The sequence below is a fragment of the Acinetobacter colistiniresistens genome (assembly GCF_000413935.1).
GTDB lineage: Bacteria > Pseudomonadota > Gammaproteobacteria > Pseudomonadales > Moraxellaceae > Acinetobacter > Acinetobacter colistiniresistens.
In genome coordinates this window covers 26,292-39,512 of record NZ_KE340380.1, presented here as the reverse complement: position 1 = coordinate 39,512, position 13,221 = coordinate 26,292, and the positions used below count along the sequence as shown (strand labels likewise).

Here is a 13,221-nt window from a genome sequence, read left to right as displayed (position 1 = left end):
TTCTAAAATTTCCGAGCGATTTTAAAAAGGATTTGAAATGACAAAACGTGTTCCTATTTCTTTTGAATTTTTCCCACCCAAAACTGATGCTGGTGCGGAAAAATTAAAAACTGTTCATCAAGAATTACAATTATTAAATCCAGAATTTTTCTCGATTACGTATGGCGCAGGTGGTTCTACTCGTGAACGCACTTTAGCGGCGATTAATGAATTTAATGGCAAAGGCACGCCTGTCGCACCGCATTTGTCTTGTATTGGTGATGATAAGGTTCGTATCGCTGAACTTTTAGATTTATATAAATCTCAAGGTATTGATCGCATTGTCGCATTACGTGGTGACTTACCATCAGGTCAGGTCGGTCTAGGTGAATTACCTTATGCCCAAGACTTAGTTCGCTTTATTCGTGAACATTCAGGTGATCACTTCCATATCGAAGTGGCGGCCTATCCTGAAATGCATCCCCAAGCTGACACCTTTGATGGTGATATTCAACGTTTTGTTGAAAAGGTAAATGCTGGTGCGAACGCAGGTATTACTCAATTTTTCTTCAATCCAGATGCCTATTTCTATTTTATCGAGCGTATTGCCAAAGCTGGCGTGAATATTCCAGTCGCACCAGGTATTATGCCGATCACCAACGCAAGCAACCTGATCCGCTTTGCCGATGGGACTGGTGCAGAAATTCCGCGTTGGATTCGTAAGCAACTGGCAGCTTATGGCGATGACAGCGAGAGCATCAAAGCTTTTGGTCATGAAGTGATTGTGAAACTTTGTGAACGCTTGATTGCGGGTGGCGCACCAACCCTGCACTTCTATTCAATGAATCAAACAGAGCCAACTCGACAACTCGTTGTTGATCTTGGTTTAAACTAATTTGTACGAGCACGACCCAAGCATGAATCGTTTTTATATCGAAACTGAATTAAACACTGGCAATACCATTGAATTAACTGAATCGGTATTTCACCATTGGGTTCGTGTACTCCGTGCAAAAGAACAAGAACAAGCCATCTTTTTTAATGGAAAAGGTGGTGAATATATCGTAACACTGACTGAAATCAATAAGAAAAATGCTTTTGTTTCAGTAGATCAGTTTGATCCAGTCGATCGCACAGCACCTTTTCAGGTTATTCTAGGGCAAGTGATGAGCAAAGGTGATCGCATGGATTATGCGATCCAGAAAGCAACTGAGCTCGGTGTTACAACGATTCAGTTACTCACCAGCGAACGCTGTGAAATGCGATTAAAATACGATCGCGACCAAAAGAAAATCGATCATTGGCAGTCTGTTGCAATTGCAGCATGTGAACAGTGTGGCCTTAACCGAGTCCCTGAAGTTCTCGCCCCTATCTCTTTAAATGATTGGGTCAATTCTGAATTACCCGCATCACGCTTTGTCCTCGCTCCCAACAAAGATCAAGCCAATGTACTGCTTAACAGCAGCCCTGATATCGCATTATTGATTGGCCCTGAAGGCGGTCTCAGTGAAGCAGAAATTACTACTGCGAATCAGCATCACTTTAAAAACTGGTGTATTGGAGACCGTGTTTTAAGAACAGAAACAGCACCAGTGGTTGCTTTATCGATCTTGAATTATCATTTTTCGTTGAAATAACAGAACGCGCATTTAAGATAAAATGCTGTTCTGTTTACAAAAAAACAAAGACTGTAAATATAGATAAAAAACGAAAAGGATTATTCTTTGTATGTTAGCTGCTCAGGAAAAAAATTTGCCACAGTTTATCTATACAGATCAAATCAATTATCCAAATCATGTCCGCTTATTTGTATTAAGCGTGTTTTGTATTTGTCTGTTAGATTATGCCCTATTTGGTATCTTTTATTCTTTTGAATCTAATATTTTCACAACTTGGATGAGCATTACCCTCATCATTTTGTTTAGTTTTTTCTGTATTTGTCATTTTTTATTAAAACGCAACGCTTCAATTCAATATAGCAGTCAAACCAATATTATTTTCCAGACCATCTGTTTCTTAACTGGTTTGCTCATTGGTGTAAATACTATCGTCATTAACCACTACTTAGTGGCTGACATTCCTCATTTAATTGGCTCACATGTTTTAACACTAACCGCTTTATTACTCACCGCATCGCATATTATTGCACTGACTTTTTTAACCCAACATATTCGCTATTTCTTTCTATTTTTTATTCCAAGTATTACACCATTAATTATATCTCAACTGCTGCACCAAGAGCACGATCACACTCTCTTCTATCTGGCTTATTACTCTTCTTTTTTTGCGACAGTACTATGTGCTCAAGCCACGTTTAAAATTCATAAGCGCTTGGCCTTAGTACTGGATAAAAATAAACAGTTGATTGATGTCGCCGAGCAGCACAATCAATGGACTGAAGAACTTTGCCAACAGTTACAGCGTGAAGTGAATAAATCTAAAGATATTGAAGCCCAACTACAATTTAACAATCATCTTTTAGAGCAAAAAGTTCGTGAGCGAACATTTGATTTGACTCAGATGAATGAAAGCTTGCAAGAACACCGTCAAAACTTAAGCTTTGCGCATGAAACAGCGGGCATTCGACCTTGGGATTGGGATCTTGAAAATCATAGCGTTGGCGTGACCAATGCGCATAGCCAGTCAGTAACACGCAACTCCGAGAACCATTACACGCTGCTGCATAAAATCATCCATCCTGATGATATTGAACGTGTCAAAAACACCCTATATCGTCACCTATGTGGTCAGACCAAACGTTATGAAGAAACCTTCAGAATCAAACGTCATAATGGTGAATGGTCATGGATTCATGATGTTGGCCAGGTCATTCTAAGAGACCCCAAAGATAATACCCCATTACGCATGGTAGGCATTCATCGTGATATCAATCAGGAAAAAAGAGATAAGGAGCGTTTAAAACTCGCTGCCAGTGTATTTGAACAAGCCTCTGAAGGTATTTTCATTTTAGATGGCAACTTCAATTATGTTGAAGTGAATCCTAAATATGAGCAGCTCACAGGTCTTAATAAACAAGACATCGTCAATAAACAGTTGTTTGAAATCACTAAACAGAATAAACAACATCATCACAATTTTCACTTATCTATACTCGATACACTTCGAGCAGAACAAGAATATGAAGGTGAATTTCAAGAAACCTATAGTTCCGAAAAATCGTGTTTTTTATGGATGCATATTAATGCAGTGAAAGATGAGCAAGATCGGGTTATCAATTATATTGGTATTGTTTCAGATCAAACTGAGCGTAAACATCAAGAACAACGCCTATCATATTTAACCAATTACGATACGCTCACCGATCTGCCTAACCGCTTTTATTATCAACAGCAATTACATCAATATTTAGTCAATGAAACTTCAATTCAGCACTTGGCTGTCATCCGCCTCAACATTGACCGCTTCCGTGCATTAAATGAAATCATCAGCAATCAAGCTGGGAATGAATTATTGAAACAAGTGGCGCAACGCTTACGCATTAGCAATATTGATGCGTTGCTGGTTGCGCATTTAAGTGCCGATGACTTCGCCATTATCTATGAGATGTCTCCGTTACACCCGCCCATTCATCAACTCTGCAACAACATTGTTGAAGCCTTTAGCAAACCCTTCTATCTCGCCGATCAGGAACATCTAGTCAGTATTTCAATCGGGGTCGCGATTTACCCAGAGCATGGCCGCCAAGTTGATAACTTAAATACGCATGCAGAACAGGCATTAACTGAAGCGAAACGTTTAGGTGGCAATACCATTCGTTATTATTCCAATGAACGTGCCAATTTTGTTGCCAAATATACTGACTTAGAGCTTGATCTCAGAAAAGCGATCCAGAACAACGAATTGGTGGTTTACTATCAACCCAAAATTAATGCACAAAATAATCAAATTAATGGCTTTGAAGCTTTGATTCGATGGCAACATCCAACCAAAGGGCTCATCATGCCCAGCATTTTTATTCCCTTAGCTGAAAGTACCAGTTTGATTTCGGATATCGGGCAATTCGTTTTACATGAAGCAGCCAAGCAATTACAGACATGGCAACAGCTTGGTTTTAGCAATATCAATATTGCCGTCAATATTGTGGCACAGCAAATTTTGCGCGGCCAATTGTTGCATGACATTGATACGGTATTAAACAGTTATGCAATTTCAGGGAAAAATCTTGAATTAGAAATTACTGAATCAGCCTTCATTGAAAATACCGAAAGCGTCAAAACGGTATTACGTGCCATTAAAGAACGTCAAATTTCAATTGCGCTGGACGACTTCGGCACGGGCTATTCTTCACTCGCCTACCTCACCGAATATCCAATTGATATTTTGAAAATTGATCGTGCTTTTATCTCAAAAATTGGTAACCCAAAACAAGATGCAATCGTTAATGCCATGATCGCAATGGGCAAGACCATTGGCCTAAAAGTTGTAGCCGAAGGCGTCGAAACTGAGCAACAATACTATTATTTAAGACAGCAAAACTGCGACATATTACAGGGTTATCTATTTTCACAGCCACTAAGCTCAGCCCATGCAACTGAATATCTGCAAAAACAAATGCAACAGTCAACGGCAAGACCTTCCATTTAAACATGAATTTTGAGCTTTTGAGCTATTTATTTTGCCTTCAAACCAACCAGTCAATAAGCATACGGTTCAGTGAAAATAAGCTTTTTTGACTGTGCGAAAGCATGAACTAGTGCTATATTCTTGTGCACTTATCTTAATATCGTAATTAGACAGCTAGATGTCTGATTATTATCGGAACAAACGAGACTCAGATGGACGATCAATCTTTAAAACAAGCCGCTTTGTATTACCATGAATTTCCAACCCCAGGAAAAATCAGTGTGACGCCTAGCAAGCAGCTCGTGAACCAACGAGATTTAGCGCTTGCATATTCTCCAGGCGTTGCTGCTCCATGTTTGGAAATCGAACGAGACCCTTCTGCCGCTGCAAAGTATACAGCACGCGGAAATCTGGTCGCGGTTGTGAGTAATGGTACAGCCGTGCTTGGTTTAGGAAATATTGGCCCACTCGCATCTAAACCTGTAATGGAAGGTAAAGGCGTTCTGTTCAAGAAGTTTGCTGGTGTTGATGTATTCGATATCGAAATTGATGAAAATGATCCAGACAAGATCGTGGATATCGTTGCTGCATTAGAACCGACATTTGGTGGTATCAATCTGGAAGATATCAAAGCGCCAGAATGTTTCTACATTGAAAAGAAACTTCGCGAGCGCATGAAAATTCCAGTCTTCCATGATGACCAACATGGTACCAGTATTATTGTTGGTTCTGCTTTGCTCAATGCTTTGCAACTGGTCAATAAGAAGATTGATGAAATTAAAATCGTTGCATCAGGCGCAGGCGCTGCTGCCCTTTCTTGTTTAGATTTACTTTGTGCTTTAGGTGTAAATAAAGCCAATATCGTTGTTGCCGACTCTCGCGGTCTTCTCACTACTTCTCGAGAAGGGTTGGATGAGTCTAAAAAACGTTATGTGCAAGACATTCAAGCAAGCCAACTCCATGAAGTGATGACTGGCGCAGACATGTTCCTAGGTCTTTCAGCAGCTGGAATCTTAACCAAAGAAATGGTTAAGGAAATGGCTGAAAATCCAATTATTTTTGCACTCGCAAACCCAGATCCTGAAATTCTGCCTGAACATGCGCATGAAGTACGTCCAGATGCCATTATGGCAACAGGTCGCTCAGACTATCCAAACCAAGTGAACAATGCACTTTGCTTCCCTTATATCTTCCGTGGTGCACTTGATGTTGGTGCAACAACAATTAATGAAGAAATGAAAATTGCTTGTGTACATGCCATTGCGCGTATGGCACATGTTGAAGCAGATGCAGCAACTTATGGTGAAAAATCAGCTTCATTCGGTCGTGACTATTTAATCCCTCGTCCACTTGATCAGCGTTTGATTTTAGAAATTGCACCTGCTGTAGCAAAAGCAGCAATGGACTCTGGTGTTGCGACCCGTCCAATTGAAGATTTCTCGGCATATCGTCAACGACTTTCTGAGTTTGTTTATAACTCAGCATTCCTGATGAAGCCAATTTTCTCTCAAGCGAAAACAGATCCAAAGCGTATTGCTTATGCTGAGGGCGAAGACCAACGTGTATTGCGTGCTGTTCAGATTGTTGTAGATGAAGGCTTAGCGAAACCAATTCTAATTGGTCGTACCGCTGTTATTGAAGACAACATCCGAAAGTTAGGTTTACGTTTACAGCATGGCGTGAATATTGAAATCGTCGATCAAGAAAAGAATCCTTTATATGACGATTTCTGGAAAGAATATCATCAAATCATGCAGCGTAAAGGTGTCACTGTTGAATATGCACAACGTGAAGCCCGTCGTCGTTCTACTTTAATCGCAGCAATGCTGGTTAAATTTGGCAAAGCAGATGGTATGTTATGCGGAACCTATTCAAGCTATGATATTCACTTAGATTTCGTAAAGAATATCATTGGCTTAAAAGAAGGTCGCAGCACATTCTTTACCTTGAATGCATTGATGCTTGAAGATCGCAATTTATTTATTGCAGATACCTATGTCAACACTAATCCAACCGCGGCTCAACTCGCTGAAATGACTATTTTAGCAGCAGAAGAAGTCCGTCGTTTTGGTATTACACCACGTGTTGCCCTGCTGTCTCACTCAAGCTTTGGTAGTGACCAAACTGATCCAAGCGCTCAAAAAATGCGTGAAGTTTACCGTTTACTGTCGGAACAAGCTCCGGAACTGGAAGTTGAAGGTGAAATGCATGGTGATGCAGCTCTAGATGAAAACATCCGTCATTTTGCATTCCCGAATTCACGTTTCAAAGGTTCTGCAAACTTGTTGATTATGCCGAACCTTGATTCAGCCAATATTTCATTCAACTTGTTAAAAGCAACTTCTGGTAATAATGTGACCATTGGTCCTATTTTATTAGGCGCTGCAAAACCTGTTCATATTCTTACACCTACAGCAACAACGCGTCGCTTGGTGAATATGACAGCATTAACGGTTGCGGAAATTCAGCAAAGCCAAAACTAAATCTATTTAAGCTCTGCTTTTCTTGAAAAGCTTCGCTTAACGCTTGAGAAAACCTCTATTCTGTAGCATGATTGTGTGAAGAATAGAGGTTTTTTCATGCAAGTTTATTTAGTAGGCGGTGCTGTTCGGGATCATTTACTCGGCCACCCCTATCACGAAAAAGATTATGTGGTGGTTGGAGCAACGCCCGAGCAATTACTCGCCGAAGGCTATCAACCCGTGGGAAAAGATTTCCCGGTATTTCTACATCCAATAACAAAAGAAGAATATGCACTTGCACGTACAGAGCGTAAGTCAGGCATTGGTTATCACGGGTTTCAATTTTTCACGGACACGACTGTTAAACTAGAAGAAGACCTGATCCGTCGTGATTTAACCATTAATGCCATAGCCATGGATGAAGCAGGTAACATCTATGATCCTTATGGTGGACAACAAGATTTAGAGCAGAGAATCCTGCGCCATGTTTCGGATGCGTTTACCGAAGACCCTTTACGTGTTCTTCGCGTGGCTCGTTTCGCTGCCCGTTATGCAGCCTATGGCTTTAAAATTGCAGATGAAACACTGCAATTGATGCAAGATATTGCTCAATCTGGCGAGTTAAATGCTTTAACACCTGAACGAGTCTGGAAAGAAACGTCCCGTGCTTTACTGGAAGATCACGCCGATATTTACTTCCAAACCTTAAGAGATTGTCACGCCTTAAAGATTTTATTCCCCGAGATTGATGCCCTTTTTGGGGTACCGCAACGGCCAGAATATCACCCTGAAATCGACTGTGGTATTCATACATTGATGGCGCTTAAACAAGCTTGTTTAGCAAAATATGCGTTGGATGTCCGTTTTGCAGTACTGGTTCATGATTTAGGTAAGGCACTTACCCCTGTAGACGAACTACCACGGCACATTATGCATGAAGAGCGTGGTATCCAGCCTGTGACCGACCTTTGTGACCGCTTAAGAGTACCTACACATTTAAAGAATTTGGCGCTGATCGTCTGCAAAGAGCATCTGAAATGCCATCAGATCAAGAATCTCAAACCAGGCACGTTATGGCGGCTATTACAGCGCTTAGATGTACTGCGTCGTCCCGAGAAAGTCGTCGCCTTTGTACAAGCATGTGAATGCGATGCTAAGGGCCGCTTAGGTTTGGAGCAGCGTCCTTATCCTCAGGCACAGTTTGTTTTAGATGCCATGGAAATTGTGCGCAATATTCGCGCTCAGGACTTACCTGAACATGTTACAGGTCCAGAAATTGGTGAAATGCTGATTCAATATCGAATTGATGCACTTGCCAAATTTAAGGAACTTCACAATAACTGATTAATTTTTAAGTAAATAAGGTCATTTTTAAGCAAATTTACTTCACTTTGACCAGAAAAGACTATTAATCAAGCAAACGATTAATTTTCTTTACTATTGTTGTTGACGCATCCGCTTTTCATGCCTAAAATGCGCATCAGATTCTCCAATAGCTCAGTCGGTAGAGCGACGGACTGTTAATCCGCAGGTCCCTGGTTCGAGCCCAGGTTGGAGAGCCAATCTACTATTCTCCCATAGCTCAGTCGGTAGAGCGACGGACTGTTAATCCGCAGGTCCCTGGTTCGAGCCCAGGTGGGAGAGCCAAGATTCTAAAAAGCCCTGATCATTGATCAGGGCTTTTTTTATTCCCAATAAAAATATAAGCCAATAAAAAAGACCTCTGAGATACAGAGGCCTTTTTATCGTAAATTAAGCTGCAACTTTTGCAGGTACACCACTGTGGAAACGGAAGGTATTGTCTGGAGTTAAAATCAGATTTTTTTCCACTTCACGAATATGTTCAATACGCCGTTGAATGTCTTCTTCAGGGTCTTTTAATTTCGCTGTTTTCGCAACATCCAAAGCCAATGCCAGATAGTCCTCAAAATGACGAGATTCAGACTTAAGCAAATAACGGTAGTAACGCCCCAACTCATCATCAACAATGGGTGCAAGCGAATAGAAACGCTCACAAGAGCGCGCTTCTACAAATGCACCAATAACCATGACATCGATTAAGGCTTCAGGCTCATAAGTCCGGATTTCTTTACGCAATTCGCCCGCATAACGTCCCGCACTTAGCCCCTTCCATTCTTGGCCACGTTTGGTCATGAATTCTAACACCTGCTCGTAATGCAGCATTTCTTCACGTACCAATTGTGCTAATTTCACCTGCAAGTCGGTAAAGAAGTTGTAGCGAAACATGAGATTCATCGCTGTTCCGGCTGCCTTTTTTTCACAATTGGCATGATCCTGCATTAAAGTGTCTAAATTATTAACAGCCTCATCCAACCATGCTTGAGGAGTCGTGCAACCCAAAAAATCAATTACAGGTTGCATCAGCTCTTCATACTTTACACTACTCATTCAACTATCTCACAGCAGCCTGAATCGCTGCTTTCATATCTTTTACTGCTTGAGTCAAACCAACAAATACGCTATCTGCAATGATCGAATGACCAATATTGAGTTCATGAATTTGTGGAATTGCAGCAATTGCAGCAACATTGTCCAGATTCAAACCATGGCCAGCATTCACCACCAAACCTTTAGCAGCAGCATATTCTACACCTTTGATAATACGCGCTAATTCTGCCTGTTGCTGCTCATCTGTCTCAGCATCAGCATAAGCGCCTGTATGAATCTCAATCGTCGGTGCGCCACACGCCACCGCTGCATCAATTTGTGCCAAGTCAGCATCGATAAACAAAGAGACATCGCTACCAATCGCTTTCAATGCTTCAGTTGCAGCTTTGACCTTTTCAAAGTGACCCACCACATCCAAGCCACCTTCTGTGGTGACTTCTTGACGACGTTCAGGGACAAAACACACGTGTTGAGGTTTGATCTCTTTAGCAAATTCAACCATTTCATCCGTCACAGCCAATTCGAGATTCATTCGCGTTTTTAATAATGGACGCATACGACGCACATCATCATCTTGTATATGGCGGCGATCTTCACGCAAATGCAAAGTAATCCCCTCAGCACCCGCTTCTTCACAAACCAAAGCAGCCTGAACTGGATCAGGGTAAGTTGTACCACGTGCCTGTCTTAACGTCGCAACATGATCAATGTTTACACCTAAGATTGCAGCCATAAAAAATATCCTATCGTTTATCTCTTTGTTTACATCATCAATGCATCAAAGAAATCAAGTTTGCGTATTTTGAATCCAGAGTTGACGGCTTTTCAGCGGCCGATCACCTAACAATGAGCTAATCATTTGGCGATATAGTTTACCTAATAATTGCAGTTGTTCGGGAGAAAAATTCTGACCATCTTCATAACATTGCATTGATGCAATCAAAGCCCCTCCGAGCGTAGAGCGCGAAGCTTGTGAAACTGGTAAAAAACCATCATTGAGCTGAAATTGATAATGCCGAAGCGGCAAGATTTTCTGCTGATTTGCATCTATTGAAAAATCAATCGCATAACCCAGTTCTTGCAGTAAAACATGCTCAAACTGACGTAATATTTGCCGCAAAAATAGAGCCGATTGCTCATGGGAAGCCAATTGCTGTAATTGTAATAATATCAATTGATATTGTTCAAAGCTTTGTGGCATTGCCTCTTCTAGAGGGCATAATCGCAATAAAATTTCATTCAAATAAAAACCAGCAAAGAAAGCATCACCATGAAAAAATACAGGCTGATTCAGAATTTCAAGTTTGGTGAAATTCTTCAACTCAGATTTTCCTGTGGCTTGCAAACGAATCGGCTGGTATTGCGGCGGTGGAATTTGTCTTAAAATTCCATCCACCCGACCAAACTCTTGTGTGTATAAATGCACAATATGGCTTTTTTCACGATATTTACGATGATGAATCAAATAGCCATGCAGGACTTCATTACGCATCATAGAACGATACTAGTCCTTTTCTTTTTCATCCTTTTTATCATCACCGCCTGGGATTACAGCACCCACAACTGCAGCCGTTCCCTTCACGACCCCTTTCGTGGTTTTATAAGCCACTTCGACTGGGACGGTAACAACTTTAGTAATACACCCTTGTAACAAAAAGATGCAGGATAAAACCATGAGTGCTTTAATCATTCCTAATCCTTTTTAAATATCGCTATAACCCAAACTTTTTAAAGCACGCTCATCATCAGACCAACCCCCTTTGACTTTCACCCAAAGTGTGAGCATGATTTTCTGTTCAAACATTTTTTCCATGTCTGCACGCGCATCCATTCCGATACTTTTCAGCTTCGCACCTTTATCACCAATTACAATGGCTTTTTGACCTTGACGCTCTACGAAAATGGTTGCATCAATATAAGTACAAGGTGGCTTTAAACGACCTGTTTTTTCATTTACAGTCGCTTCTTCAGTTTTAAACGATTCGATTTGTACGGTCAAATCATATGGAAGCTCTTCACCCAACTGACGCATGATTTTCTCGCGAATGATTTCACTCGCAAGGAAACGTTCAGAACGATCAGTAATCTGATCTAATGAATACAAAGGCGGCTGATACGGCAAATACTTCTCAATGGTATCGCGCAGGTGTTCCAGATTCGCTCCACGTAGTGCAGAAACAGGAACAATCTCAGCAAAGTTCATTAACTTTGCACGCTCGCGAATCAGTGGTAAAGCTTCATTTTTATTTTCAAAAGTATCTAACTTATTGATCACAAGAATGACAGGTATTTCTGCATTTTTAAGTTTTTCCAAAACCAATTCATCGTTTTGAGTCCACTTCTGTGCATCCACCACAAATAAAACCAAGTTCACATCACGCAATGCTGAGTGTGCGGCACGGTTCATCATCTTATTGATGGCACGTACTTCTTTTTTGTGCATCCCTGGCGTGTCAACAAATACGGCCTGAGATTTCTCACGTGAATCAATCCCCACAATCTTGTGACGCGTAGTTTGTGGCTTACGTGAAGTAATCGATAACTTTTGACCCAGTAAATGATTCATCAACGTAGATTTACCTACGTTTGGGCGACCGACAATGGCAACAAAACCGCTTTTGAAATCTGAAGGAATTGTAGTTCCTTGAGAACTAAAAAATTGATCAATTAAGTTATTGCCATCTTGCTGTTCAATTGCTTCTGGCTTATTTTCATTTGATTGAGACATCAGGTTATTGCTCCAATAATTTTAAAATCTCTGCCGCTGCCGTTTGTTCGGCAAAACGACGACTTGAGCCCTCGCCTATAATTTTTGGCAATCCCGTTACATCACATTCCACTTTGAAATGTTGGTTCGGGGCATCACCTTGAATATCTACAACCTCGTAAACTGGGAGAGGTTTTTTACGTGCTTGTAAATACTCTTGCAAACGTGATTTCGGGTCTTTCAGTTGATCTGTCGGTTCGATATGATCCAGATATGGTTCATACCATTTTAGCACAATGCGTTCCAGTAAGTTGAGATCATTGCTGTCTAAATAAATAGCACCAATGATGGCTTCTACGGTATCCGCCAAAATCGACTCGCGGTGATGTCCACCAGATTTTAACTCGCCTGTGCTTAAAATTAATGACCGGCTTAGTTGCAAATCATTTGCGATTTTTCCCAACGCTTCCTGTCGAACCAAAGTCGCACGCATTCGCGTTAAACGACCTTCATTTTCCAATGGATAGGCATTGTACAAATAATTTGCGACGATCATCCCTAATAATGAATCGCCTAGAAACTCTAGGCGTTCATAATTATGTTTATGGCTGACCGAGCGATGGGTCAAAGCCAGTTTTAACAAGTCAAACTGTTTAAACTGGTGACCTAAGCGCCCTTGCAGCCGTGTATCATTGAGCTTGTTTTGCAGATTTTTGGTCAAAAGTCTTCTCAAAGGTCATAACTAAACTGATATTCAGCATGAAAGGCTTACGTATTTCATACTTCTTCATCACCACAAGATCGTCTTTATAAGTCACTTGCGCAATATCTTTAAAATGCAGATCACGAATCCCGTTCATATCAAAACGCTGATCCATCTGAGACGCGAACTTACTCGGCGTAATATTCGGAGGGCTCTCTTTTAATAAACCCTCAATCTGAGTATTAATCAGTTTATCGTCCCAATATGCTGGCCAGATCGCAATTGCCGCCTTAACAGCAATTGCAAACAACACCACCCCAAATAAAATTGCAATATACGAAGTCCCTTGTTGAGATTTACGCATCTGTCTATTTCCT

Annotated in this window: 12 protein-coding genes and 2 tRNA genes; 7 read left to right on the top strand and 7 right to left on the bottom strand. The window is 41.0% G+C overall.

The features are described 5' to 3' along the window. Positions 1-37 precede the first annotated feature (37 nt). The 7 genes from metF (at position 38) to F907_RS09960 (ending at position 8,672) form a co-directional block, all read left to right on the top strand. A complete protein-coding gene (metF, locus tag F907_RS09930) occupies positions 38-874 on the top strand; it encodes a methylenetetrahydrofolate reductase [NAD(P)H] (RefSeq protein ID WP_016652052.1) in 837 nt (278 codons plus the stop codon). 22 nt (positions 875-896) lie between these two features. Further along, the gene (locus F907_RS09935; protein WP_016652051.1) at positions 897-1,616 is read left to right on the top strand and encodes a 16S rRNA (uracil(1498)-N(3))-methyltransferase; all 720 of its coding nucleotides are present in this window, start codon (positions 897-899) and stop codon (positions 1,614-1,616) included. A 91-nt stretch (positions 1,617-1,707) separates the two neighbouring features. Continuing rightward, positions 1,708-4,584 carry a bifunctional diguanylate cyclase/phosphodiesterase gene (locus F907_RS09940; RefSeq protein WP_016652050.1) on the top strand — a complete coding sequence of 959 codons (2,877 nt, stop codon included), beginning with the start codon at positions 1,708-1,710 and terminating at the stop codon, positions 4,582-4,584. A gap of 191 nt (positions 4,585-4,775) precedes the next feature. Continuing rightward, the gene (locus tag F907_RS09945; RefSeq protein WP_016652049.1) at positions 4,776-7,046 is read left to right on the top strand and encodes an NADP-dependent malic enzyme; all 2,271 of its coding nucleotides are present in this window, start codon (positions 4,776-4,778) and stop codon (positions 7,044-7,046) included. A 96-nt stretch (positions 7,047-7,142) separates the two neighbouring features. Further along, positions 7,143-8,369, top strand: a complete 1,227-nt coding sequence (locus tag F907_RS09950) for a multifunctional CCA addition/repair protein (RefSeq protein WP_005274171.1) — start codon at positions 7,143-7,145, stop codon at positions 8,367-8,369. Between the two features lie 142 nt (positions 8,370-8,511). Continuing rightward, positions 8,512-8,587 (top strand) — tRNA-Asn (locus tag F907_RS09955). Positions 8,588-8,596: 9 nt separating this feature from the next. Beyond that, positions 8,597-8,672: transfer RNA gene (locus F907_RS09960), tRNA-Asn, on the top strand. Positions 8,673-8,777: 105 nt separating this feature from the next. Here the strand turns inward: F907_RS09960 and miaE are convergent. Genes miaE through F907_RS09995 form a run of 7 tightly spaced genes read right to left on the bottom strand, consistent with a single transcriptional unit; the run spans position 8,778 to position 13,208 of the window. Continuing rightward, a complete protein-coding gene (gene miaE, locus F907_RS09965) occupies positions 8,778-9,434 on the bottom strand; it encodes a MiaE family protein (protein ID WP_016652048.1) in 657 nt (218 codons plus the stop codon). Positions 9,435-9,438: 4 nt separating this feature from the next. Continuing rightward, on the bottom strand, positions 9,439-10,167 hold the full coding sequence (pdxJ, locus tag F907_RS09970) for a pyridoxine 5'-phosphate synthase (protein WP_016652047.1): 729 nt from the start codon (positions 10,165-10,167) through the stop codon (positions 9,439-9,441). Positions 10,168-10,221: 54 nt separating this feature from the next. Continuing rightward, a complete protein-coding gene (gene recO / locus F907_RS09975; protein WP_016652046.1) occupies positions 10,222-10,929 on the bottom strand; it encodes a DNA repair protein RecO in 708 nt (235 codons plus the stop codon). 9 nt (positions 10,930-10,938) lie between these two features. Next, on the bottom strand, positions 10,939-11,124 hold the full coding sequence (locus F907_RS09980; protein ID WP_016652045.1) for an NF038104 family lipoprotein: 186 nt from the start codon (positions 11,122-11,124) through the stop codon (positions 10,939-10,941). Between the two features lie 12 nt (positions 11,125-11,136). Beyond that, entirely contained in the window at positions 11,137-12,162 is a 1,026-nt protein-coding gene (gene era, locus F907_RS09985) for a GTPase Era (protein WP_016652044.1), read from the bottom strand. Between the two features lie 4 nt (positions 12,163-12,166). Further along, the gene (gene rnc / locus F907_RS09990; protein ID WP_005274161.1) at positions 12,167-12,862 is read right to left on the bottom strand and encodes a ribonuclease III; all 696 of its coding nucleotides are present in this window, start codon (positions 12,860-12,862) and stop codon (positions 12,167-12,169) included. Beyond that, positions 12,831-13,208 carry a DUF4845 domain-containing protein gene (locus tag F907_RS09995; protein ID WP_016652043.1) on the bottom strand — a complete coding sequence of 126 codons (378 nt, stop codon included), beginning with the start codon at positions 13,206-13,208 and terminating at the stop codon, positions 12,831-12,833. The genes rnc and F907_RS09995 overlap by 32 nt, the downstream gene beginning before the upstream one ends. Positions 13,209-13,221 lie beyond the last annotated feature (13 nt).

Coding starts and splice junctions, on each gene's coding strand:
- era (WP_016652044.1), bottom strand. CDS start 12,162: ATGTCTCAATCAAATGAAAATAAGCCAGAAGCAATTGAACAGCAAGAT.
- F907_RS09980 (WP_016652045.1), bottom strand. CDS start 11,124: ATGATTAAAGCACTCATGGTTTTATCCTGCATCTTTTTGTTACAAGGG.
- miaE (WP_016652048.1), bottom strand. CDS start 9,434: ATGAGTAGTGTAAAGTATGAAGAGCTGATGCAACCTGTAATTGATTTT.
- F907_RS09995 (WP_016652043.1), bottom strand. CDS start 13,208: ATGCGTAAATCTCAACAAGGGACTTCGTATATTGCAATTTTATTTGGG.
- recO (WP_016652046.1), bottom strand. CDS start 10,929: ATGATGCGTAATGAAGTCCTGCATGGCTATTTGATTCATCATCGTAAA.
- F907_RS09950 (WP_005274171.1), top strand. CDS start 7,143: ATGCAAGTTTATTTAGTAGGCGGTGCTGTTCGGGATCATTTACTCGGC.
- F907_RS09935 (WP_016652051.1), top strand. CDS start 897: ATGAATCGTTTTTATATCGAAACTGAATTAAACACTGGCAATACCATT.
- F907_RS09945 (WP_016652049.1), top strand. CDS start 4,776: ATGGACGATCAATCTTTAAAACAAGCCGCTTTGTATTACCATGAATTT.
- pdxJ (WP_016652047.1), bottom strand. CDS start 10,167: ATGGCTGCAATCTTAGGTGTAAACATTGATCATGTTGCGACGTTAAGA.
- metF (WP_016652052.1), top strand. CDS start 38: ATGACAAAACGTGTTCCTATTTCTTTTGAATTTTTCCCACCCAAAACT.
- F907_RS09940 (WP_016652050.1), top strand. CDS start 1,708: ATGTTAGCTGCTCAGGAAAAAAATTTGCCACAGTTTATCTATACAGAT.